Here is a 24,191-nt window from a genome sequence, read left to right as displayed (position 1 = left end):
TAGAAGAGGAATAAATATGTTTAAAGTAAAATTTGCCGATATTGGAGAGGGATTAACAGAAGGGACAGTTTTCAAAGTTAATTTTAAAGTTGGAGATAAAGTTGAAGAGGGTGATGAGTTATTCACTGTTGAAACTGATAAAGTCACCGCAGAAATTCCAGCACCAGTAAATGGTATTATATCTGCTGTGAATATTAAAGAAGGACAGTTAATTAAAGTTGGTGATGTGGTAATTGAAATTGATGAAGGTGGACAGGCTTCACCAAAACCCCAAGAACCAGCTAAAAAAGCTGAGAAAACTGAAAAAGTTGAAGAAGGGGCTAGTGTTGTGGGGGCTGTTCCCATTTCAAATGAATTGATCAAACCTAGAACTTTAGAAAAAGTTGAGAAAAGTACCACAAATGATGATTATCGTTCAACCCCATTGGCAAGAAAGATTGCTGCAAGTAACAACATTGATTTAAGTAAAATTAAGGGAACCGGTCCTTACAATAGAATTTTAGTTGAAGACGTTTTAAAAAGCGGAGCTGTTGTTGATTCACCAGCGGTTCAACCAACACAAGAAGCTGTTAATAAAATTTCAGAATTTAAATTAGATTTAACAGAAGAAGTAATTCGCCAACCATTAACAGGAATGAGAAAAGCCATTTCAAAAGCGATGAGTCAATCACACACCGTTATCCCTGCAGTTACTTTAACTAAAACTGTGGATATTTCAAAAATTGTCGAACTTCGTGCTGAATTAAAAAATTCAAAAATTGGAGAAACATTTAAGGTGACATATCTACCAATTATAGTAAAAGCTGTAACCATTACTTTGCAACAAATTGAAAATATTAATGTCAGTCTTGATGGCGATGACCTGTTGATTAAGAAATTTTATAACATCGGAATTGCTGTTGACACTCCTCGTGGATTAGTTGTTCCTGTTGTTAAAAATGCTAATTTTAAAACCATTAATCAAATATCAAATGAAATCAGAGATTTAGCTAATAAAGCTAAAAATAATAATTTAACCCCAAGCGATATTAAAGGAGGAACCTTTACAGTTTCAAACTTTGGTTCAGCTGGAGTTGAGTTTGCCACACCAATTATAAACCACCCCGAAGCAGCTATTTTGGGTGTTGGAACTATTATTGAACAACTAGGATTTAATAGTGAAAAAGAGATTGTAACCAAATATATGTTACCGCTATCTTTAACAGTTGATCACAGAATAATTGATGGTGCAGATGGAGGAAGATTTTTAACTCAAATTGCCCAATTATTAGAAAACCCCTTAGCATTATTTATAAACTAGAAAGTGATGATTGAGAAAATGAGAGAATACGATTTAGCAATAATTGGAGCAGGTCCGGGTGGATATGTTGCTGCAATTAAAGCCGCTCAGCATGGTTTGAAAACTCTGATAATTGAAAAAGAGTACTATGGTGGAGTATGTTTAAATGTTGGGTGCATCCCAACCAAGGCCTTACTTAAAAGCACGAGTGTTTATAATACAATGAAAAATGCGGAAAAATACGGAATTAAAGTGGATGCAGATTCAATTAAACCCGACTGAAGCGCGATGTTAAAAAGAAAAGAAGCTGTTATTAAACAACTAGTTAGTGGAGTTGAAGCTTTAATTAAGAAAAATAAAGTAGATCGCCTTGATGGTTTAGCAGAAATTATTGACAACAATAGTTTGACAGTTAATAATGAGGTTGTTAAATTTAAGAATCTGATAATTGCCACGGGAAGTAGTGCCAATGAATTGACCTTGCCAGGGTTTGACGAAGCTAAGAAAAAAGGTACTTTAATTACATCAACTGAAGCTTTATCCTTAAAAGAAATACCTAAAAAAATTGTTATTATTGGGGGAGGGGTTATTGGAATTGAGTTTTCTTCACTATTTCGTCGCCTAGGAACTCAGGTAACTATTCTTCAAGGACTAGATACAATTTTAGAAATCCTTGATAGAGATATTTCAAAAGAGATGACAAGAAAACTTCTAACTCGACCAAATGTTAAAATTGAAACCAATGCACAAATCATTAAAATTGAGGGTAAAAAAATCTTCTTTAAAAATAAAGAAGGAGTTGAAACGAGTGTTGAATTTGACTACGTTTTACAATCTGTTGGACGTAAACCAGTTTTACCAAAATTTGGTAAAGCTGCCATCAATTTAAATCCTCGTGGGGGTATTGAAATTAATGACTATTGTCAAACTTCAGTTCCCAATATTTATGCAATTGGTGATGTTACTAGCAAAATAATGTTAGCTCATGTGGCTTCAAATCAAGCTGAGGTGGCTATTGAAAATATTGTTGGTAAACCAACTAAAATGAATTATAACTTTATGCCTTCTTGTATTTATACTTCCCCAGAAGTTGCAGCTGTTGGACTAACCGAAGAGCAAGTTAAGAAGGATAATATCCCTTATAAGGCTTTTAAATTCCCCTTAATTGCCAATGGGAAGTCAATTGCTGATGGAAATACAGATGGATTTGTAAAAGTGATAATTGACCCTAAATACGGTCAAATTTTAGGGGCTCATATCATAGCTTCCACAGCAACAGATATGATTTCTGAAATTACAACTTTAATGGTGGCAGAAGGAACTATTGCTGAATTAGCTAAATCAGTTCACCCCCACCCAACAGTTAGTGAGGCTATCATGGAAGTTGCTATTGCACTTCAAGATAAACCTCTACATTTATAAAATAAAAAAGTTCTCAATTTGAGAACTTTTTTATGCTTGACCTAAACCTTTGGCTTTTCATTCAGCCATGATTTCTTCTTTACCGTTTGGTTTTGCTAATTGTTTTTCGTATTTCTTGTAGCGTTCTTGACACTCTTTAATTTCTTTTTGGGCGTGTGCTAAATCTCCTCAACCATCAATTCTCACTGATTTTTTTTGCAGTGCTTTATATTGAAGGAAAAAATTTTCAATTTCATCTTTTAAATGTTGAGGAACATCGCTTAGTTTTTGATAACTATTAAAGCGAGGATCATCATTGAATACTCCAAATAGTTTGGTGTCAATTTCCCCATTATCAATCATTTTAATGCTTCCAAGAATTCTAACTTTAACAGCAACTCCAGGAAGAGTTGGATAGGTTACTAAACTAATAACATCCAAGGGATCTCCATCTCAATCCAAAGTGTTTTCAATGAAGCCATATTCTCCTGGATAGAAGTTAGCTCCATATAAAACACGATCTAAGCTGATTCTTTTAGTTAAACTATCATACTCATATTTATTGCTGCTTCCTTTTGGAATTTCAACAATCATCTCAATAACATTATTACTCATATTTCTCTCCTTATAACTAAATAAATTGTATTACAAAAAAGTTAAAAATAAGATAAAATTTAATTAATTATGCAGGAGTTTTTATGAAATTAAAACAAGAACAAATAAATATGGATTTTAAAACTCGTTATCAAAAAATCAATTGAAATAAATACTTCAAAATAACTAGTTTAAGGGTGGCATTTTTAGGTTTACTATTAGCACTGAATATTTTTCTGGCGCTTTTTTCAAAATATGTTTTGGGGTTAGTTCAAATACCTCCCGTAACTTTTTTAGTGTTAGAATTGACACTCATTACCTATTTTATCTGCTTGTATGTGCTAAATCTTTTTTACACCTTGATATTTGTGATTTTAGCATCGTGAATGCGTCTATTAATCGGTGATGAGCCCATTGGAATTTTTGCCATTAATTTAATCGACTTGGTTTCGGTACTTACTTTTTGAGTCTTTAATTACATTTTCTATAAGGTTTTTGTTAAATGGGTTAAAAACCAAAAACAACACCTAAAAATCCTTTATATTTCTCAAGGTTTGGCTGGGATGGTTTGTGCTATTACAGGGGCTGGATTTGGAGTTTTAATTAATTGAGCTTTCTTGCTAAAAATGTATGGGGTTCCCCAAGAAAGCCGCAACTATTTGTTGATACCAATTCTAATTTTCAACTTTGTTAAAGTTGTTTTAAACACGATCATTTTTTTATCAATATTTTACGCGATTGACTTGATTTTCAAAAGATATGATATATAATTAATTAAGAAGGTTATTTATATTAAATATAATTAAGGAGGAAATAAATGTCAGCTTTCGATAATGACAAAAATAAAAAGTCTAAAGCGACCTTAGGCCAGGGTGCCAATGGAGAAATATTAGATCACGACGTTCTCGTCTCAGATGAAGAACAAGGTCACGATAAACGTGACCATTACCACGACGAACATCACTTTACATCAAAAGGTCAACACGACGATGTAACCCCAGATGATTTTTCTATTAAAAATCACTTTATTTTTAACAAGAAAAACTTAACCTTTAAAATTGCAGCAACTTCAGTTTTCCTAGGTTTAGCAATTGTAGCAACCTTCTTAGATATCTTATCAGAAACAATTTTTTCAATCCCAATCAATGGGGTAAAAATGAATATTAGAATATTAGACCTACTTGTTACTATTATTTCAATTCCAACATTAGGACTAATCTTCTCAGAATTTATAGCCGTTGTAGTGCCTTGAATTCACTTCTTGTTGCATTCAGATCACAGTCCAGTACAAATCGTATTTGATATGTTATCTTACATGGTAGTAGTATTCTTGTTCTGAGCAATTTTCTATTTAATCTTTAGAAACTCAGTATTTCATATTGATCCGAATAAGAAAGTTGATGCAATGAAACGCTGAATTCCAATGGCTGTAATAGTTCCAGCCGCAGCTTTTGTAGCAACAGCTCTTTACTTACTTTCACTATATGTTGTTAGTCTTTCTGGTGGGGGTATTACTACTGGGCACGCAGGACACGATCATGGCGCGGAAATGGGCAATGATATGGGAAGTTACATTAGTCCAAGACATGCGGGCCACGATCACGGTCATGAAGGCCATGATCATTCTGGAGACGCTAGTTGAGGAAACATCCAACCATTTATTGGAAAATTCGCTGGAGCAGCGTTTGGAATCCAACTTGCTAGATACATTCTATTTTACATAGTTTTTGCAGTTGTTGAAAAACGTATGAAACCAGTTAACCACCGTTATATGTAAAAAAAATACTTTGCTTTTAGCAAAGTATTTTTAGTTATCGTCAATATTAACAGCACCAGTTGGGCAGACCATTTGTGATTCTTCTAGTTTTAAATCATTTGGCTTAGCTTGAGCTAGGCCATTTTCATCCATGAATAAAATGTCATTTTCGTCCATTTCTACACAAGCTTGGCAGCCGATACAAATTGATTGATCGATTCATGTTCTTTTTTTGTCCATATTTTCACCTATAATAATATTACTATTGTTTAGTAATTAATGGCAAAATAATTTATAATAATTAAGATATGGTAGGTGATATTGTGAACAAGCATTTAACTAGAATGGAGAGAAATCGCACTCTTCATGAACGAGTAAATCGCGATATTATAATTGAACGTGAAAGTCAAATGGAACGCTCAAATATAGCGGCAGTTTTTAAAACCTTAGATGCAATTGATAAAAACTATTTTAAGGCTAAAGTTAATGAATTTGACAAAAAAAACACAATTGAAAAACCTTATTTAGATAAAGACAAATCAAAATCCTTAATAAAAGATGAATTAAAATATGATTTGCGTCGATTTTACAACGAACTTCTATCAAATGAGGACTCATTGAAAAGTTTATCAACCAAAAAGGATGCAATTTCTGAAAAAATGGATGACAAAAACGTTGTTAATTTAACCAGTCAAAAATTCATTGATTACTATCAAAAGATTTCATTGAATGAACAGAATTTTCAAAATCAAGTTCAAGAATTACGCCGTAAAAGTGATAAAAAAGTTGATTTAAATTCAGATATTAATTTTGCCACAGTAACCAAAGTTAGAAATGCTGATAAGAGAACAACTCCAGCAATGCTAAAAGAGGTTGGGGAAAAAAATGAACGTGGTTATAATTTATTAATGAAAGAAACCAAAATGTATAAACACCGTTTTAGTTGAATTGTGTTTATCTTGCCAGTTTTAATTTTGTTAATGGTTTTAGCAATTGTCATAACAATAGTTATTTAAGGGAGTAAAATATGAAAAAAATCAATATTGCCGTGGATGGACCAGCAGGGAGTGGTAAATCAGCTACAATGAAAATAGTAGCTCAAAAATTAAATTATCATTTTTTTGATACTGGTTTAATGTATCGTGCTTTTACTTGATTTGCAAATTACAAAAAAATCAACTTTAATGAAAATTCAGAAATTGTTAATTTACTAAAAGAATTTGATTTTAAGATTAATTCAGACAGAGTTTATGTTAATAATATTGATGTGACCAATGAATTATCATCAAATGAGATTATCAAAAATATTAATAAAATAACTATTAATAAAGAAGTTCGCGACTGAATGGTAACTGAACAAAGAAATTTAGTTCAAGGAAAAGGTTTTGTTGTTGTTGGACGTGATATTGGTTCAGTTGTTCTAAAAGATGCGGAGCTAAAAATATATTTGGATTGCTCAGTGGAATCTAGATCTTTGCGAAGATTTAAACAAAATCAAGAACAAAACATAACCCCAAATATCATTGAAGATATTAAAAAAGCAATCCAAAATCGCGATCAAAGTGACATGCAAAGAGAACAAGGTCCTTTAGTTAAAACACAAGATGCGATTTTGGTTGACAATAGCAATCTGACAATTAACCAAGCTGTTGATTTAATTCTCCAAGCTGTTGATAAAAAAATAAATTAGAAAAGAGTTGATTATAAATGAAGAAAAAAGGTCTTGTGGCTATTGTTGGTAGACCCAATGTAGGAAAATCAACTCTTTTTAATAGAATAATTAGAGAAAAAAAAGCAATTGTTGAAGATATCCCGGGTGTAACCAGAGACCGTATGTATGGTACTGCTGAATGACTAACATTGCCATTTATAGTAATTGATACGGGAGGTATCACCCTACAAGATGCACCATTTGCCAAAGAAATTAAGATGCAAGCAGAAATAGCGATTGATGAAGCTGATGTTATTGTCTTTGTTATAAATTATCGTGAAGGTATTACTCCTGAAGATGAGGTTGTTGCTAAAATTCTTTATAAATCAAAAAAACCAGTTCTGTTAGCAGTGAATAAATACGATAAGAAAGAATCAGATGAAGAAGCTTACCAATTTATGACTTTAGGTTTTGGAGAACCTACATTAATTTCTTCAACTCATGGAATCGGAGTGGGAGATTTGCTTGATAAAGTTGTAAACTCGATGCCAAGACAACCCGATATTAATCAAAAAGATGTTACCAACATTGCAATTATTGGTAAACCTAATGTTGGAAAATCATCTTTGGTGAATGCAATAACAGGTGAAAATAGAATGATTGTTAGTGAAATTTCAGGAACCACAACTGATGCGGTAGATAGTAAGATAACTGTTAATAATCAAAAATACGTCCTGATTGATACTGCAGGTATCAGAAAAAGAGGCCGTATTTATGAGAATTTAGAAAAATATAGTTATCTTAGGTCGCTTACAAGTATTAATAAAGCAGATATTGTTTTACTAATTATCGATGCTTCAGTTCCGATTTCAGATCAAGATACCAATATTGGTGGTTTGGCTTTTGAAGAGCATAAACCCATTATATTAATAGGAAATAAATGAGATATTATCGAAAATAAAAACACCAATTCAATGATTAAAAAAGAAGAAGAATTTAAAGCGTACTTTAAATATCTTCAATATGCTCATATGGTATTTATTTCTGCTAAAGAAAATTTGAGAATTAGCAAAATATTTTCTGCTGTTGAGCATGTTAATGAAAACTTGAAAAAAAGAATTAAGACCAGCGTTTTAAATGAAGTTTTAAATAAAGCACAACTTTTAAACCCGGCTCCAAATCATAATGGGGGACGTTTAAAAATTTACTACGGATCACAAGTGGAGGCTTATTTACCAACATTTGTAATGTTTGTTAATAACCCAAGTTATGTACACTTTTCATATAAGCGATTTTTAGAAAATCAAATCCGTCAACAATTTGATTTTGACGGAGTACCAATGAATCTAATATTTAGAGAAAGAAAGTAGGAATTAATATGAAAAATATTACAATTATAGGAACTGGTGCTTATGGAACTGTTTTAGCTAATGTTTTAGCTGATAACTCCCATCAAGTGGTGATGTATGGAATCGATAATAATCAAGTCGATGATATAAATCTGAACCATAAAAACTCTGTGTTTTTTAAGGATTTATTATTGAACTCAAACATTAAAGCAACCTCCGATTTGCCCGCAGCCTTAGAAAAAACAGAAATTCTAGTTTTAGGGGTTCCAACTTTAGCGATTGAGAAAGTAATCAGTGAAGTTAAGAAATATGCAAAACACCAAATGATTATTATAAATGTAGCCAAGGGATTAGATGAAGAAAATCTTGATGTTTTAAGTAAAAAAGTTGTTAAGTTATTTGAGGGTACTAATTTATTAAAATCTTATGGAGCTTTATTTGGTCCATCAGTGGCTATTGAGGTTATCAAAAGAAAACCAACTTGTATAATGAGCTGTAGCGAAGATGTTCAAGTAGCTAAACAAATTGCTGAAGTTTTTAACAACGAGTACTTTAGAGTTCTTCCAACAAGTGATTTAAAGGGCTGTGAAATTAGTGCCGCTTTAAAAAATACAGTGGCCATAGCTAGTGGAATACTATTTGGGTTTGAAGGTTCAGATAACTCAAAAGCTAGTTTAATTACCATTGGAAATAATGAAATTATGAAACTGGGTCTAGCATATGGAGCTAAAATTGAAACCTTCACAAATTTTGCTTGTTTAGGAGATTTGATTTTAACTGCAACAAGTCATAAATCAAGAAACTTCTCATTAGGACTTGAAATAGCCAAAACAGACGATGCTCAAAAAGTATTGCAAAATTATGGATTCACAGTTGAGGGTGTAACAGCTTGTAAAATCGCCCATAAAATGGCTTTGAAAGCAAATATTCATTTACCTTTGTTTGAAATCATGTATCAAATACTCTATAATAATAAAGTGCCAAGTGCGACTATTAATAATATTTTTAATGATATTATATTAGTATAGAAAGATTAGGTATTAAAAATGACAAAAAAAGAATTATCAGAAAAATTAGCTTCTAGTTTTGATGTACAAAAAGCTGAGGCTGACAAAATGGTTTCATTTATTTTTGAAGAATTGACAGGAGCTTTAGTTTCTGGGGATGAAGTATCAATTGCTGGTTTTGGAAAATTCTCAGTTGCTGATAGAGCAGCTCGCGAAGGAATTAATCCATCAAGTGGTCAAAAAATCCAAATTGCTGCAACAAAAGTTGCTAAATTCAAAGTTGCAAAACAACTTAAAGAAGCAGTTGCTAATAGTAAATAATCAATTTAAAATATAAAAAATGTTGCTCGCGCAACATTTTAATCTTAAAGGAGAGATATCGTGTTAGTTGACTTAATTAAAAATCGAATAATTCAAAAAAAATCTTTATTGCTATATTATTACAAAACTATCGGTCTAAATGAAAATCAAGTTCTAATAATTTTGCTAATAATGCAATTATCAAGTGACGATCGTAAGTTTGTAACAGCTAGAGAATTAAGCGATTTTATGACTTTAACTATTGAAGAAATTGATTCGCAAATCTCTAATTTGGTTAAATCAAAGTTTATTAAAATTGAAAATAAGAATGGTAAATCAATAATTAATTTATCACCATTGTTCACTCAATTAGCTATTATTTGTGAAAACTCTTTGGCTAATAAAAATAGTGAATCAAACTTAGTAAAAATAATTCAAGATCAGTTCGAAATTCCGATGAATGAAGATCAAAAAAATTCGATTAAGAATTTTTTGGAAAGAGACATCTCAATTCAAACACTTACAGAATTAATAATTACAAATGATATTAAAGATTATGAAACACTTGAAAAATTAATTAAGAGTTCAATTAGGTCTAAACCAAAAGAACTAACTAAATACAATTGATTAGCTGATTAACCCCTTTAATATAATCAAAAACAATATTTTTGCTCATAAATAATTCATACCCGTAATCTTCAAATCAAGACATGGGTATTTTTTTATCGCTACTTTTTAAAAGATTAATCTTAGTAATGCTAACAATAAAATACTTATTAAAGTTATGAAAATAAATGATTAAAAATCCCAAACCTAAATGTTCTTGAACTCGGGTTAATTTATCGTGTTGGTCTTTTTTCAAATTAACGATGGAGAAATAATCCTTATAAGTTTCTTTAGCTTCAAATTCAAGATAAATACCCTGGTAAATGCCAATATAGTCGCAATTAAAATTCTTTTTAAAATTAGCTTTAGTAATTTGTTTATTTTCAACTTTGACCAGATTAATATTGACGTTGATTTTAGAAATTAAAGCAATATTATTATCATTGTAGTATTCGTTAGCATGGTTGATTACTGTTTCTAGAAACATTCCCTTATTTAATAGCAAATTCATTTTTACCTCCACTACCATTACGACAAAAAAATATTTTTTTACTTAAACTAATTTTAATTTGATAAAATTAGTTTATAAAAGAGGTATAAAATGAATTACGTTAAATACAAAAAAGAAGATATTGCTAAAAAGGATTTTACAGTTGAATTTAAAGGTTATAAAGTTGAAGAAGTCGACTTATTTTTAGATGAAATAACAAGAGATTATGAAATTGCTGAATTCGAGCAACAAAAACTTAAGGACAAATTATCAACTTTAGAAATTGAAAACAGAAATTTAATGGAAGAAAATGATAAAATTATTGCCAGTTTACAACTGTCACAACAACAATTAGATAAACTAGCTCGAAGTGGTGTTAATAGTAGTTCAATTTTAAAACGAATTGCTAACCTAGAAAAGCAAAATTTAGGTCAAAAATAGTGTAAAATCTAATTTGAGGTTTTATTTGAATCAATCGCTGCAATTGAAAAATTATTGTAGAGGAAACTCCACGCTTGCACATCCTGAGATGGAAGTAGTGATTGTGCTAGGGGAAAAGATAACCCTAGGCACCAATAGGTGACGACAAAAGTAATTCCTAAATGTTTTTAACACACGGAATGCTTACAAAGTGCCACAGAGACGAGTAATGGGAAACCAGGAAATGGAACGGGTAAACTCCACAAGCAAGAAACTCAAATTTTGGTAGAGGAATTAGACAAAGGGAAATGAACCGATGTTTGAACCGTAAGGTAGATAGATGATTGATGCCTAGCAATAGGAACAAAACGTGGGTTATGATAATAGAATCTCAATTTCTTACAAAAGGACAAACATTTGATTTGTGTTTTTGTAAGAAATTTTTTAAAGGAGTAATAGTGAAAAAGTTATTAAAACTGCTTATTGATAAAAATTTAACTATTTGTGCTTGTGAATCCTTTACAGGAGGTTTATTTGCAAATGAAATTACCAATATTCCAAACGCTAGTAAAGTTTTTTCTGGAAGTTTAGTTACCTATTCAATAGAATCAAAAACAAACATAGTTGATGTTAAAAAAGAAACTTTGGAAAATTACACCACTGTTTCTTCGCAAGTTGCGCTGCAAATGGCTAAAGGTGCTTTAAAAAAATTTAATAGTGATATTTGCGTTAGCTTTACAGGAAATGCTGGACCAGGACCAAGTGATAATCCAAATATCGGCCTGGGCTTTATAGCAATTGTAACTAGTGATTTTGAAAAGGTTATTAAAATTGAATTAAAAATAAATTCTAGAAAAAAAATCAAGAAATTAGCTGTCAAAATTTGTGTTGAGCAACTAATTTATTATATTAAAAATGATTTTCATAATTAAATATACGATTTAATTTTGGAGGTAAAGAATGTACAATAAAGTAAAAGAAGCAACAAAAGAGGTTTTTATGAGTTTGATTGATGAAAAAGATAAAAAAGAAGATTCTCAAGAAGAAATTCTAAAAACCGTATTAAGTAATATTGAAAAAAATTTCGGTAAAGGTTCTATCATGCGATTGGGTGATATTGAGCGAAAAAAAATCGACGCGATATCAACAGGATCTTTTTTAATAGATGACATTATCGGAATCGGGGGATATCCAAAAGGACGAATTATTGAAATTTATGGCCCAGAGTCAAGTGGAAAAACCACTTTGGGATTGCACGCCATTGCTGAAGCTCAAAAAAAAGGTGGAAGAGCTGCTTTTATCGATGCAGAGCACGCCTTAGATCCGATGTATGCTAAAAATATTGGAGTCGATACAAATAATCTTTTAGTATCTCAACCAGATTCAGGAGAACAAGCATTAGATATTTTAGAAATGCTAGTTAAATCAAATATTATAGATATAGTTATTTTAGACTCAGTAGCTGCCTTAGTTCCAAAAGTGGAACTTGAAGGAGAGATGTCAGATCAATCAATTGGTTTACAAGCACGATTAATGTCAAAAGCCTTAAGAAAATTAAATGGAATAATTTCAAGAACAAATACTGTGGTAATATTTATTAATCAATTAAGAGAGAAAGTTGGAGTTATTTTTGGAAGCTCTGAAGTAACACCAGGCGGAAGAGCCTTAAGATTTTATTCTTCAGTCAGACTTGATGTAAGAAAGGGAGAAACAATTTTAGATAACGGTAATCCAATTGCCAACAAAGTTAAAATTAAAGTTGTCAAAAATAAGGTAGCCTCACCATTTAAAGTTGCTCAAATCACAATCAATTATAATAAAGGAATTGATAAACTTTCAGAAATTATTGAACTAGCATCTTTATACAATATCTTGACCAAATCAGGTGTATGATATTCTTATAAAGATATAAAAATTGGACAAGGTAAAGAAGTCGTTAAGAACTGATTAACAAGCAATACAGAACATTATGATAAAATTTGTGAAGAACTAGAAGCAGTTATAAACGTCGAAAAATAGAAGTAGGAAATATGAAAAATTTGGATCAATTAATAAAAGAACGAAAAACAATTAAAAAATATCAACAAGGAGCAATTCTCCCTAAAGAACAAATTTTAGAGATTGTTAATGCTGGAAGAATGGCACCAAGTGGTTTTGGTCTCCAACAAGTAGAAACCATTGTTATTTTAAATCAAAAAGTAAAAGATAAAATTGCTGAAGCATTTCAAGGTTATAACTGCGAAAACATTAAATCAGCGAGTGCTTTGATTATTGTCTTAGGAATTACAACTCCAACTTACGAGGTTGAAGATGGTAAATTAATGGACGAAAAACTACTGAAACTTTCTAAAATGTATGAAGATAAAAAGAAAGAGATAAAAAATAATCTTTTGAAAATATATCCTAACATGTCTTTCGCCCAAGAATACGACAAAATCAACGCCGGAATTCATATTGGTTATATGTCATTGAAAGCGACCGAACTAAATATAGGTTCAACAATCATGACAGGATTTTTTGTAGATGTACTAACCCAAAGCTTACAAGAAATGAATTTATTAAAAAATGGACGCCGCCCAATTTTTGGATTTGCTCTTGGTAAGCCTGATGATAATTATGCAGGCAACAATCGCGAAAAAATTAGAGTTAGCGTTGAGGATTATGCAAATATAATTGATTAATATTTTGAAAAGTTCTTTTGCAAGAACTTTTTATTTTAACTGATGGACTTTATGATAAAAAAATAGTAAAATTAATAAGTGTTATACACAAATCCGCTTGCTTTTCAAAAGAAAGGTAAGATTTAAATGAATTCAAGAACAGCCGTTGAGGCTATCATAGCACTAACCGTCCTATTCTCTTTAGCGATAATAGCGATCTTAGTTCTATGTTTTAGCCAACGTCGACAACGACTTATTAAAAAAGCTCAAGACGAAGCCAAAAAAATCCTAATTTCTGCGACAGCTGATGCAAAAATTCAGTCAGATGAAATTATATTTCAAGCAGAAAAGAAAATTATGGAGAAAAAATACGAAATTTCTAAACTCGAAACAGATTTAGAAAAAAAAGTTAACGAAATTAGTATTCAAGAAAAGAATCTAGAGTTAAAAATAGAGTCTCTTTCTAGTAGAGAAACTTTAACAAACAACAAATATAAAGAATATGAAAAAAAATTGGAGGACGTAATTTCAGCATTAGAAATTGCATCCAAAATTTCTCAAAGTGAAGCTAAGGAAGTTTTATTTAAGAGTGTTGAACATAAGTTCACAAAAGAGTTAAACTCACTTATTAGAAACAAACAACTAGAAGCTCATAACAATGCTAAAACAAATGCAATCGAATTAATTGTAGCTGCAATGGAAAAATATGCAGTAGAAGTAGTTGCTGAAAAAACAACCAGCTTCATCAAACTGCCAACAAATGATATTAAGGGTCGAATTATTGGAAAAGAAGGCCGTAATATTAAAGCGCTGGAGAGTTTTGGGGGAGTTGATGTAATTATCGATGAAACACCAAATATAATCACGATTTCAAGTTTTAACCCCATTAGAAGAGAAATAGTAACAAGAGCACTGAATAACTTGATCGCTGATGGAAGAATCCAACCAGTGAAAATTGAAGAAGAAATCCTAAAACAACAAAAAGAAATTGAACAAATAACTCTTGAGGCTGGAACTCAAGTAATTGAAGAATTGGGAATATTCAATATGGATATAGAACTAATAAAACTTATTGGTAAATTGAAGTACAGAACAAGTTATGGTCAAAATGTCTTATTACACTCAATTGAAGTGGCTAAATTAGCAGGTACAATTGCAGCTGAATTAGGACTAAATACAAAATTAGCAATCCGATCGGGATTATTGCATGACATCGGTAAAGCGGTGGATTTTGAAGAAGAAGGTAGTCATGTAGTATTGGGTATTAATATAGCGCAAAAATATCGTGAAGATAAAGTTGTAATTAATTCAATTGCATCACATCACGGTGATTTTGCAAGAGAGGACTTGATTGCAGCTATTGTTTCAATCGCTGATTCAATTTCAGCATCAAGACCAGGAGCTAGAAATAACTCAGCTGAGGACTTCTTAAACAGAATGAGTGATATTGAAAAAATTGCTAAATCAGTTGAGGGAGTTCAAAATGCTTATGCGATTCAATCAGGTAGACAAATTCGTATCATTGTTGACCCAGAACTAGTTGAAGATTGACAACTAGTTGGAATATTAAATAACCTTCAAGAGTTAATTACCAAAGAGGTTGTAATTCCTGGAGAAATAACAATGACCATTATTAGAGAAAAACGTGAAGTTAAAATAATCCGTTAAAATATTTAAAAAAACCGTTTAGAAACGGTTTTTTTGATATACAATTTATTAGATGATAGTTGAGGTGAAATTATGGGATTTGGAGATTTTTTAGCCAATAGAATGAAAAAATCTATTGAAAAAAATATGAAAAAAACCACACTAACAGAAGAAAATATTAAAGAAACTCTAAGAGAAATTAGATTGACTTTAATTGAAGCTGACGTTAACTTGGAAGTTGTAAAAAAATTTATTAGTAAAATTGAGTCAAAAGCTACTGGACAATATATTTCAGAGGGTGTTCGTGCAGACCAACAAATGGTTAAATTAGTTCACGAAGAATTAGTTGAAATATTAGGGAAAACTAACAAAGGTTTAGAAATAGCTAAACGTCCATCTGTAATTATGATGGTAGGTTTACAGGGAGCTGGTAAAACTACCACTGTTGGTAAATTAGCAAACTTAGTTTCTAAAAAATACAGTAAAAAACCTTTAGCTGTTGGATTAGATATTTACCGTCCCGGAGCGATTGATCAATTAGTGGAATTGGGAAGTAAAAACAATTTCACAACTTTTGAAAAAGGGAAACAAGACCCTGTAAAAACAGCTAAAGAAGCTATGGATTATGCTGTCAAAGAAAACTTTGACGTTGTAATTTTAGATACAGCTGGTCGTTTGCAAATTGATAAAAATTTAATGACTGAATTAAATAATATTAGAAAAGCTGTATCACCTCAAGAAATTTTAATTGTGGTTGATGGTATGACTGGACAAGATATCATAAATGTAACAACAGAGTTTGATAATTTATTGAAGTTAACAGGAGTTATTGTTACCAAATTAGATGGGGATGCTCGTGGGGGATCGACTCTTTCAATTACAAGCATGACCAACTTACCCGTCAAATTTATCGGGGAAGGTGAAGGTATCAGCGCCTTAGCAGAATTCCACCCCAAACGTATGGCTGACCGTATTTTGGGGATGGGAGATGTCGATAGCCTTTTTGAGAAAGCAACTGAAGTTGTTGATCAAAGAACTATGGAAAAAACCATGAAAAGAATGTTCATGGGACAATTCGACCTAGAAGATTTAAGAAACCAATTAGCTCAAGTAGCTAAAATGGGAAATCTTGGAGGAATTATGAAAATGATTCCCGGGGCTCAAAAACTTACTGAAAGTCAATTAGAGGGAGCTCAAAAAAAACTGTTTGTAGCAAACGTTTTAATGAACTCAATGACTTTGAAAGAACGTCGCGAGCCGCGTGTATTAAAAGCAATAAATCGTAAACAACGTATAATTAAAGGTTCGGGTAGAACTGAAAAAGAATACAACGAATTATTGCAACAATTTGATAAAGGTAAGAAGCAAGTTATGGAAATGACTAAGCAACTAAAATCTGGACGTATGCCAAATCTTGGAGGTTTGGGTAAAAAAGGTTTTGGCGGCGGAATGTTCTAGTCGTTTTTATACCTGATCTTATTTTTTGTAAAAAGAAAGAAGATGTAAAAATGAAAAACTATTGAAAAGTAGTTCAATCAGAGTTTCAAGAACGCGTCTTTAGCAGTAAAAAGAGAGTAATAAAATTTGTTGCAATTTGTTTTGTACCTTTTTTATATGCTTTCTTCTGCATTTGAGCTTTTTGAGACCCCATTCCCAATATTGGATTAGCTCCAATGGGAATTATTAGCAATGATAGCAAAGTTAATTTAGTTTCGGGTAAAACTGAAGGAGCGCTTCCAGTTGAAGGTATTGGAGTGGCTAAATCATATATTGATAAAGATGGTAAAGAAGTTGAAGTTGGTAATCAAAAATTTGATTTCACTAAAGCTGCAGCTGTCATAACCCAAAATAATACCAGAATAGAAGTTGATGGAAACTTTAATCACTATTATGTCTCTGTTTTTGATTTGATTATGCAAACTTGACAATCAAATACAATTCCAGGAATTAGCTATGATACAAAAAAAGAGAAATTTGAATTCAAGATTAGTGACTCAATGACACTAAGTAATGTTGAATATAAAAATGGTGACCAGGCTTCAAAAATTGCCGCCCAAAATGAAGATGGTTCTTGAAAAACTTTTGAGACTAAAAAATATTGAGTGCAAATGCAAATACCTCATGATTTTTCTGTTAACATAATAAATATTTTTGATCACATCAACCAGAAGGCAAATATCAAAGAATCAAGTGATTTCAAAAGTCTTTTAGCAGCTTTTGGTGATTCACCAATTAATATTTGATCGACTTATCGAAATAATTTTATTTTTGGACAATTTATTTATCTTTTTGACAATTTTAAAACTGGGGCTTTAGTTGATGCGGGACCAAGTTTACTTCTAGCTACTTTACAACAAATGTTACAATTAGCTCCAGAAACAAATAGTCAAGCTATTAAGATAATTGAAAAAATTACCCAAATGGGAATTGACTTAATCAATTCAGCCAATAATTTACTACCAGACTTTTCAAAAGGTTTAACCAGCCATATTGATGGGATTGAACACAATCTTTATGGCTTAGGTTTAGGACAGTTCTTCTTATGCATTGGTGCATGAGTTGGAGTTCTAATGCAAACCTTTATATATGATCGCAAAAAAAGAGTTTCTAGTGCCTCAAATATTTCCTTTTATTTTGGGAAGCTGACATTAATGATAGCAACTGCATTTATTCAAATTACTATTCTAATGTTGTCAGTATTTGGTTTAGGATTCCATGTAATTGGAGCCTCTTTTGGACTACTTTATTTATGAATGGTATTTACAACAATAATTTTCACAATAATTATTAATGCCCTTTGATTTAGTTTTAGAGATCAAACCGTTGGTAAGTTTTTATGTGTTGTATTCTTAGTAATCAACTTATCTTCGGGTTGAGGAACTTTCCCCACTTTTATGCAATCTGGATTTTTTGAAGTCCTAAGTTATATCGCTCCATATACATATTCAATTCACGGTCAAGGAGCTATTATTTATGGAATAGCTGTTAGTGGTCAAAATCTCACAGACAACTTGATCATTTTAGCCAACTTTGGTTACTTACTAATTTTTGGATTGTTATTTACAATTCTAGGAATCTTTTCAGCTCGCCAACGTCATCGTGAAATGATGTTCTCAACAGCTAGTGATAAAAAACTAATTACAATTTTAAAAGAACTTAACTTAACTAACTTTGTGTTAAAAGCAAACAAAGTTGATTGAAAAGGTTTAGAATCACAAAACCATCAGTTGATTTATGATATGGTTAATGAAAAATATCCCGAAGAAAAAGTCTTTAAATCTTATGAACGATGAGTTAACAAACAAGAAGGGCAAAATCCCCAGTTAGTTAATCCCCAAAAAGCATCTGCAAGTGATGACGAATAGGTTAACTTAAGATAATAAAAAAATGGCTTAAAGCCATTTTTTTATTTATCATTTTTTTGAGAGCTAAGTCACTGTAATCCCAGAAAAATCAATTCCTCAATGATTTGATAATTTTGTCCTCTAAATTGGTCATAAAGCACGTGTGCATTGCCCCCAGTTATTATAATTGGAACATCGGGTCCTAATTTAAAATTATTAATTAGTCCTTTAATCATTTCAAAATGACCGTTAATAGACCCAATTTCAATGGCAGTTTTAGTATCTTGACCATAAAGTGCATTACTAAAATTAAATTCTTGACCACTTAAAAGAGCGGCGTTTTTAACCAGACTTTCTAAGGCTATTTTTAATCCCGCTGCAATAATGGTACCTTGAAATTTATGTTTTTCAATTTTAAAAATTGTGGTAGCTGTTCCCATACTGACAACAACACAATCACTTAGCTTTAAGTTCTTAACAACGCCATAGTAATTGGCGATAAAGTCCGACCCTAATTTTTCTAAACTAATATTTTTAAAATCATCACAATCGTGACTAAAGCTATTCTTAACCTCTAATGTGGGAATTTCCAATTCTTTAGTTACTTTATAAATTAGTTGGCTTCAATTTGGTACAACAGATGAAAATATAATTTTCTCAAAACCATTTTTGAAGATTTCTTTCAAAAATGTCTCATTTTGCTTGCTTTCATCCTTGGTTCAAATTCGCTCTAATTTCACAATTTCTTGATTGATATTATTTGAAACCCTAAAGTCAACGGTTGTATTACCAACATCAATTAATAAAGTACTTGCCATATTCGTGTCCTCAAGATTATTATACCAAATTAATATTTGCAATTATTTTTAATAAAAACTAAAGTTATTATTAAAAAGTGCTTTAATAATAGTAGGAAGATAAGAAGGATTTACAAGTATGATAGGAATTTACTCTGGTAGCTTTGATCCAATACATCAAGGACATCTTGAAATTATTTATAAGGCGTTGAAGGTTTTTGACGAGATTTGGGTTGTTGTCACAAAAAATATTAATAAACCCAATCAAACGAATCTAGACGAAAGAGTAACTCATATTGAAAAATTTTTAGCTAAAGTTAATAATGTTAAAGTTCTTAAAAATGAACACCAACTGACAGCTGACTTCGCCAAGGAACATAATGTTAATTTCTTAGTAAGGGGTTTGCGCAACTCTGATGATTTAAAATATGAAATAATGTTAGCTGATGGTAATAAGTCTGTGAACGCCAATATTGAGACTGTGTTTTTTATATCAGATCTACCAACCAGACAACTTTCGTCATCCATTATTAAAGAAATAAATTCTTATCAAAAAAAAGAATAAAAGGTGGTAAATATGTTAAAAATAAATGAAGTAAAAGACAGATTAATAAAAAATAATAATAAATTAAGAATAGTATTTCCTGAGGGTGGTGAGGATAAAATAATCCAAACAGCTAATAAATTAATACAAGAAAATATTGCAATCCCGGTGGTGATTTTCAATAAGCAATCAGAAGTTCCTAAAAATTTAGACCCCAAAGTTGAGGTGATTTGTATTGATGCCTATGACACAAAGAAAATGGCTCAAGAATTAGTGGAATTAAGAAAAAATAAATTATCATATGATGAAGCTTTTTTATTAGTTCAACAAAATAACTATTTTGCAACAATGCTAATTAAGCAACAAAAAGTTGACTGCATGGTTTGTGGTTTAAAATACTCAACAGCTGATACCTTAAAACCAGCACTACAAATTATTAAAACTAAACCAGAGTTCAAACTGGCCTGTTCTTCAATCATTATGACAAAATATGATGAATCTTACTTATTTGCTGACTGTTCATTGAACTTAAATCCCGACCCAGAACAATTATCTGAAATTGCTAAAATGAATGCCGATTTTGCAATCAGTTTGGAAACTAAAAATCCACAATTAGCGCTACTTAGTTATTCAACTTTAGGTTCAGGAAAAGGAGAGTCAGTGGAAAAAGTTGGCAAAGCTGTGGAAATATTAAATCAGTCAGCTCAAAAATTTGTTTATACAGGTGAGATCCAATTTGATGCTGCTTTTGACAATGAAGTTCGCGCAAAAAAAGCACCCAAGTCTTCTTTGACAAGAAGGCCAGATATATTTGTCTTTCCCGACTTAAATTCTGGCAATATTGGTTATAAGATCGCGCAAAGAATGGGGGGTTATCAAGCTGCTGGACCTTTCATTTTAGGACTAAATTCTCCTGTAAATGATTTATCAAGGGGAGCGTCTTTGGTTGACGTATTTAACACATCGATAATAACTTTATATCAAGCAGTTAAAAAATAAAGGAGTTAAATAACATGTTTATAATTATAAATTCGGGCAGTAGCTCATTAAAATTTAAGGTCTTTGATAATATCGAAGGTAAGACAACAATTGCCGAAGGATTAGCTGAAAGAATTGGTGTCGATGGAAAAGTTGTTATTAAATATCAAGGTCAATCTATTACCGCAGAAATTGAAATGAAAAATCATGAAATGGCTGTTAAAATAATTTTAGATCAACTTTTAGATTTAAAAATTATTAAAAGTTATGATGAAATTAAGGCAATCGGGTCAAGAGTTGTTCACGGTGGAGAGGAAATCAAAGAAAGTGTTATTATTGACGAAAAGGTAAAAGATATCATTAAGAAAAGTGTAAAATTAGCACCTCTTCATAATCCTGGAGCATTGGTGGCAATTCAAGCGTTTGAAAATATAGTACCAAAAGTTCTTCAAGTAGCTTCATTTGATACCTCGTTTCACCAAACTATTGCAGCAGAACAATATTTATACCCAGTTCCAAATAATTGGTATGAACAACATCAAGTTAGAAAATATGGATTTCACGGAATAAGTTATCAATATATTTGTAAATATTTTGCTGAAATAAATCAAAAAAAACCACAGGATTTGAACTTGGTGATTTGTCACTTAGGAAATGGCTCTAGTGTTTGTTGTGTTAAAAATGGTAAATCTTTTGATACCACTATGGGATTTACTCCATTAGATGGTTTGATGATGGGGACTAGAAGTGGAAGTGTTGACCCTTCAATTATTGAGTATATGATTAAAGAAACTAAACAAGATGCTTCTAAAATAACTGAAATGTTAAATAAACAATCTGGTCTTCTGGGGGTAAGCGAAGTTTCAAGTGATATGAGAGATATTACAATCGCTGCTGAAAAAGGTGATAAAAAGGCTAAAATTGCCTTAGAAATGTATACTCAAAGAGTGGCACAATGAATTGTACAGTACTTAAATAATTTGGATTCTAAAAAAATTGATGGAATTATTTTTACAGCTGGAATTGGTGAAAACTCTCATGTAGTTAGAGCTAAAATTATTGAAAAAATTAAACTAATTCCATTAGAAATTGACGATGAAAAAAACATAGCCCCATACAGTGATTTCAAAAAAATTAGCAAAAAGGGAAGTTCAATCAATATTTTTGCCTTCAGAACGGATGAGGAAAAAATGATTCTTAATGACATAAAAAAATACACTAAAAATTAAAAAAAAATTATTTTATATTAATTCGTGATACTATTAATTTAAAGACAACAATAAGCGCTTGCTTATTGTTTTTTCGTGAAATTTGTGTATAATAATTAAAGATTAAAATTTGAATGAAAAATTCATTTTTTACTTTTATATTGGAAAGAGGAAGTAAGATGGCATCACAACCACAAGTTTATAAGGAAAAACCTACAGCAGTAGAACAAGACACCAACCTTACCAAACCAAAGATAAAAATTACTGGTGCGGCATTTACAAACGTAATTTTTGTTAAATTATTAAAGCAAAAATCAACGTTTGTTTTGTTACTTGTTTCAGTTGCGATTTCAATCGCATTTTCAATTTTATTTTTAACTGCAAAAACAAATGCTCAAATTCTAAGCTACTTTGATTACTTTTTCGTAGTATTTATGAGTTTCATTATTTTTGTTTCAATTATGAAAATTACTCAAACAATTTGAAAAACCCAGTTTGAAGATAAGAGTATTATAATTTACCAAGCTCAATCAATTTCGAGAGTAAAATTATTCTTCTCAATGTTCTTCGCTAGTTTATTCTTAATATTAATGATCATATCAATCAATTTACTTACAATGTTTGCAATATTTATGCCAGCGCACTTAAAAATTAACCTTGTATTTATAAGATTCTGATTAACACTATTTATTTATTCAATTATTGCAGCATTTTGTTTGGTTGCATTTTGTACTTTCGTGAACTTAATTTTCTCACAAGCATTTACTTTAATATTATTTACATTCTTGCTTGCAGCAACATTTATTTGTTCTCTACCTTACCAATTTTACCGTCAATCTTTAGAAGGTATTTCAATTAGTTTTTCGGATACCACTGGAGAATGAGGTTATACACCAGATACTTCATTTAAAGCAAAAGAAGTTGAAAACCGTTTAAATTTTCAAAAATATGTTGGAACAGGAAGAATTAAATATCCAAACTTATCATCATGAATAAACGATTACTTTGTAAGTGGTAGATATATCCAAATGGATTGAGAAAGAGGAAATGCCGACTGTGTTGTTGACATTGAAAAACCAGGAAAAAATAATTGTGCATTAAATGAAAGACAAGCTCTATGAAGAGACTTGGGGCTTCTAAAAACAACAGAGGACACTGCGGATTTAAACAACGTTTTATTACAAAGTGTTCCCCCGGGTGATGCCATTTGAGATTCATCAACTCACCCTCAAAGAGGAGAAAGAGCAACTTTCCACTTCGTTTTTAAAAGTTTTGTGTCAAGAAGTGAAATCGATGGTTTAATTTCTAAATATCAAAACTCTGGAAATGAAAAAGACCAAAGAAAATACTTAGTGCTAACAGATTTTGCTAACTACTATGATGATTTAATTGCATTCTTTACAGCGCAAGCAAATGCAAAAGATACTCCGATTCCGCAAGGTTTAAAACTAGATATCGGTGAATACCGTATGTTTTATGCAAACTCAAGCAAATTTGGTTCATTAATAGATTTTAATAAAGAAGCAAGTTATGTACAAAAAGGAACTGGGGGAACTCAGTTACAAGTTAGTCAAGACCACTTTAACAGTATTGTTAGATCTTATGTTGAAGGTAGTCAATCTCTACGTCCAAGTAGCACAGAATCAGCTACAACAACAGCAATGGCTAGTTTTATGGTAAAAGCTTACCAACCAACTTATTTGGCAGCTAGAATTTTGGAATACTACTTCATTAACCAAACATCTGATTATACTTATATTGATGGACTAACAATTAAAAATGACTCAGCATGAAAAAATTACAAAAGTAAAACTAATTTCTATAAAATAATTTCGAACTTTAACTTCCTAGAGAAATTCTTGCATTTCTATACATCAACTAGAGGATTCTCATATTCAGATTTCTGATTTAACCCAGAATCAAATTCAAGTATTTCATTTGAAGATCAAAAGAACTTATTCTTGTCATATGATGAACCAATAATTAAGGCAAAACCTTCAGGAAATAATGAAAACGCTTTATTTGTTCAGTTTGATAAATGAAAAGATTACAAATCAGATAGTTGAATGTTTGTAGTTGGAGATTCAATAGCATGTTTCTTCTTATTATTAGTATCAGCAATAGTATTTAAACGCATGGACATCAATTAGAGAGGAAGGG

25 protein-coding genes and 1 other RNA gene are annotated in these 24,191 nt (G+C 31.1%); 22 read left to right on the top strand and 4 right to left on the bottom strand.

Annotation, left to right across the window (positions count from 1 at the left end; translation table 4 throughout):
• Positions 1–16 precede the first annotated feature (16 nt).
• Both AACK87_RS03655 and lpdA read left to right on the top strand, forming a co-directional pair.
• Positions 17–1,300 carry a dihydrolipoamide acetyltransferase family protein gene (locus AACK87_RS03655; RefSeq protein WP_338971714.1) on the top strand — a complete coding sequence of 428 codons (1,284 nt, stop codon included), beginning with the start codon at positions 17–19 and terminating at the stop codon, positions 1,298–1,300.
• An 18-nt stretch (positions 1,301–1,318) separates the two neighbouring features.
• On the top strand, positions 1,319–2,701 hold the full coding sequence (gene lpdA / locus AACK87_RS03650; protein ID WP_338971712.1) for a dihydrolipoyl dehydrogenase: 1,383 nt from the start codon (positions 1,319–1,321) through the stop codon (positions 2,699–2,701).
• Between the two features lie 30 nt (positions 2,702–2,731).
• On the opposite strand, the gene AACK87_RS03645 is transcribed toward lpdA, so the two are convergent.
• The gene (locus AACK87_RS03645) at positions 2,732–3,295 is read right to left on the bottom strand and encodes an inorganic diphosphatase (protein ID WP_338971709.1); all 564 of its coding nucleotides are present in this window, start codon (positions 3,293–3,295) and stop codon (positions 2,732–2,734) included.
• A gap of 83 nt (positions 3,296–3,378) precedes the next feature.
• On the opposite strand from AACK87_RS03645, the gene AACK87_RS03640 reads away from it, so the two are divergent.
• Both AACK87_RS03640 and AACK87_RS03635 read left to right on the top strand, forming a co-directional pair.
• Positions 3,379–4,044 carry a hypothetical protein gene (locus AACK87_RS03640; protein ID WP_338971706.1) on the top strand — a complete coding sequence of 222 codons (666 nt, stop codon included), beginning with the start codon at positions 3,379–3,381 and terminating at the stop codon, positions 4,042–4,044.
• 47 nt (positions 4,045–4,091) lie between these two features.
• Positions 4,092–5,051: a hypothetical protein gene (locus AACK87_RS03635; RefSeq protein WP_338971703.1), complete on the top strand. Its 960-nt coding sequence runs from the start codon at positions 4,092–4,094 to the stop codon at positions 5,049–5,051.
• A 30-nt stretch (positions 5,052–5,081) separates the two neighbouring features.
• Here AACK87_RS03635 and AACK87_RS03630 read toward each other — a convergent pair whose 3' ends face one another.
• Positions 5,082–5,270 (bottom strand): ferredoxin, encoded by a 189-nt coding sequence (locus AACK87_RS03630; RefSeq protein ID WP_338971701.1) that lies wholly within the window; start codon positions 5,268–5,270, stop codon positions 5,082–5,084.
• 83 nt (positions 5,271–5,353) lie between these two features.
• Between AACK87_RS03630 and AACK87_RS03625 the strand changes: the two genes are divergently transcribed.
• The 6 genes from AACK87_RS03625 to AACK87_RS03600 are packed head-to-tail and all read left to right on the top strand — an operon-like array spanning position 5,354 to position 9,976.
• A complete protein-coding gene (locus tag AACK87_RS03625) occupies positions 5,354–6,046 on the top strand; it encodes a hypothetical protein (protein WP_338971698.1) in 693 nt (230 codons plus the stop codon).
• Between the two features lie 11 nt (positions 6,047–6,057).
• Positions 6,058–6,720 carry a (d)CMP kinase gene (gene cmk / locus AACK87_RS03620; RefSeq protein ID WP_338971696.1) on the top strand — a complete coding sequence of 221 codons (663 nt, stop codon included), beginning with the start codon at positions 6,058–6,060 and terminating at the stop codon, positions 6,718–6,720.
• Positions 6,721–6,737: 17 nt separating this feature from the next.
• Entirely contained in the window at positions 6,738–8,051 is a 1,314-nt protein-coding gene (gene der, locus AACK87_RS03615) for a ribosome biogenesis GTPase Der (protein WP_338971694.1), read from the top strand.
• Positions 8,052–8,059: 8 nt separating this feature from the next.
• Positions 8,060–9,058 (top strand): NAD(P)H-dependent glycerol-3-phosphate dehydrogenase, encoded by a 999-nt coding sequence (locus tag AACK87_RS03610; RefSeq protein WP_338971691.1) that lies wholly within the window; start codon positions 8,060–8,062, stop codon positions 9,056–9,058.
• An 18-nt stretch (positions 9,059–9,076) separates the two neighbouring features.
• On the top strand, positions 9,077–9,358 hold the full coding sequence (locus AACK87_RS03605) for an HU family DNA-binding protein (protein ID WP_338971688.1): 282 nt from the start codon (positions 9,077–9,079) through the stop codon (positions 9,356–9,358).
• A 60-nt stretch (positions 9,359–9,418) separates the two neighbouring features.
• The gene (locus AACK87_RS03600) at positions 9,419–9,976 is read left to right on the top strand and encodes a DnaD family protein (RefSeq protein WP_338971685.1); all 558 of its coding nucleotides are present in this window, start codon (positions 9,419–9,421) and stop codon (positions 9,974–9,976) included.
• Here the strand turns inward: AACK87_RS03600 and AACK87_RS03595 are convergent.
• On the bottom strand, positions 9,951–10,454 hold the full coding sequence (locus tag AACK87_RS03595; RefSeq protein ID WP_338971682.1) for a Holliday junction resolvase RecU: 504 nt from the start codon (positions 10,452–10,454) through the stop codon (positions 9,951–9,953). The two genes, AACK87_RS03600 and AACK87_RS03595, sit on opposite strands and share 26 nt — an antisense overlap.
• Positions 10,455–10,544: 90 nt before the next feature.
• Here AACK87_RS03595 and AACK87_RS03590 point away from each other — a divergent pair, with 90 nt between their 5' ends.
• From AACK87_RS03590 to AACK87_RS03555, 8 genes are all read left to right on the top strand, one after another.
• Positions 10,545–10,874: a DivIVA domain-containing protein gene (locus AACK87_RS03590; RefSeq protein ID WP_338971679.1), complete on the top strand. Its 330-nt coding sequence runs from the start codon at positions 10,545–10,547 to the stop codon at positions 10,872–10,874.
• A gap of 22 nt (positions 10,875–10,896) precedes the next feature.
• Positions 10,897–11,236: RNase P RNA component class B (gene rnpB, locus AACK87_RS03585), an RNA gene on the top strand.
• Positions 11,237–11,311: 75 nt separating this feature from the next.
• Positions 11,312–11,785, top strand: a complete 474-nt coding sequence (locus tag AACK87_RS03580; protein WP_338971677.1) for a CinA family protein — start codon at positions 11,312–11,314, stop codon at positions 11,783–11,785.
• Between the two features lie 67 nt (positions 11,786–11,852).
• Positions 11,853–12,872 (top strand): recombinase RecA, encoded by a 1,020-nt coding sequence (gene recA, locus AACK87_RS03575; protein WP_422397207.1) that lies wholly within the window; start codon positions 11,853–11,855, stop codon positions 12,870–12,872.
• Positions 12,873–12,883: 11 nt separating this feature from the next.
• A complete protein-coding gene (locus tag AACK87_RS03570; RefSeq protein ID WP_338971671.1) occupies positions 12,884–13,534 on the top strand; it encodes a nitroreductase family protein in 651 nt (216 codons plus the stop codon).
• 126 nt (positions 13,535–13,660) lie between these two features.
• Positions 13,661–15,181, top strand: a complete 1,521-nt coding sequence (rny, locus tag AACK87_RS03565) for a ribonuclease Y (RefSeq protein WP_338971668.1) — start codon at positions 13,661–13,663, stop codon at positions 15,179–15,181.
• 72 nt (positions 15,182–15,253) lie between these two features.
• Complete coding sequence (ffh, locus tag AACK87_RS03560; protein ID WP_422397206.1) at positions 15,254–16,618, top strand: signal recognition particle protein; 1,365 nt, start codon at positions 15,254–15,256, stop codon at positions 16,616–16,618.
• A gap of 50 nt (positions 16,619–16,668) precedes the next feature.
• A complete protein-coding gene (locus AACK87_RS03555) occupies positions 16,669–18,525 on the top strand; it encodes an ABC transporter permease (RefSeq protein WP_338971663.1) in 1,857 nt (618 codons plus the stop codon).
• Between the two features lie 41 nt (positions 18,526–18,566).
• Here AACK87_RS03555 and AACK87_RS03550 read toward each other — a convergent pair whose 3' ends face one another.
• A complete protein-coding gene (locus AACK87_RS03550) occupies positions 18,567–19,322 on the bottom strand; it encodes a type III pantothenate kinase (RefSeq protein ID WP_338971660.1) in 756 nt (251 codons plus the stop codon).
• 118 nt (positions 19,323–19,440) lie between these two features.
• Here AACK87_RS03550 and coaD point away from each other — a divergent pair, with 118 nt between their 5' ends.
• The 4 genes from coaD to AACK87_RS03530 all read left to right on the top strand — a co-directional run bounded on the left by coaD (position 19,441) and on the right by AACK87_RS03530 (position 24,181).
• Complete coding sequence (gene coaD, locus AACK87_RS03545; protein ID WP_338971657.1) at positions 19,441–19,866, top strand: pantetheine-phosphate adenylyltransferase; 426 nt, start codon at positions 19,441–19,443, stop codon at positions 19,864–19,866.
• Positions 19,867–19,878: 12 nt separating this feature from the next.
• Positions 19,879–20,844, top strand: coding sequence for a phosphate acetyltransferase (gene pta, locus AACK87_RS03540; protein WP_338971654.1), 966 nt, complete (start codon positions 19,879–19,881; stop codon positions 20,842–20,844).
• 14 nt (positions 20,845–20,858) lie between these two features.
• A complete protein-coding gene (locus AACK87_RS03535; protein WP_338971651.1) occupies positions 20,859–22,052 on the top strand; it encodes an acetate kinase in 1,194 nt (397 codons plus the stop codon).
• A gap of 158 nt (positions 22,053–22,210) precedes the next feature.
• Entirely contained in the window at positions 22,211–24,181 is a 1,971-nt protein-coding gene (locus tag AACK87_RS03530) for a hypothetical protein (RefSeq protein WP_338971648.1), read from the top strand.
• Positions 24,182–24,191 lie beyond the last annotated feature (10 nt).

The sequence above is a fragment of the Spiroplasma endosymbiont of Panorpa germanica genome, from assembly GCF_964019765.1.
GTDB lineage: Bacteria > Bacillota_I > Bacilli_A > Mycoplasmatales > Mycoplasmataceae > Spiroplasma_B.
The sequence above is the reverse complement of the archived record's forward strand: the minus strand, read 5'-3'. Positions and strand labels throughout refer to the sequence as shown.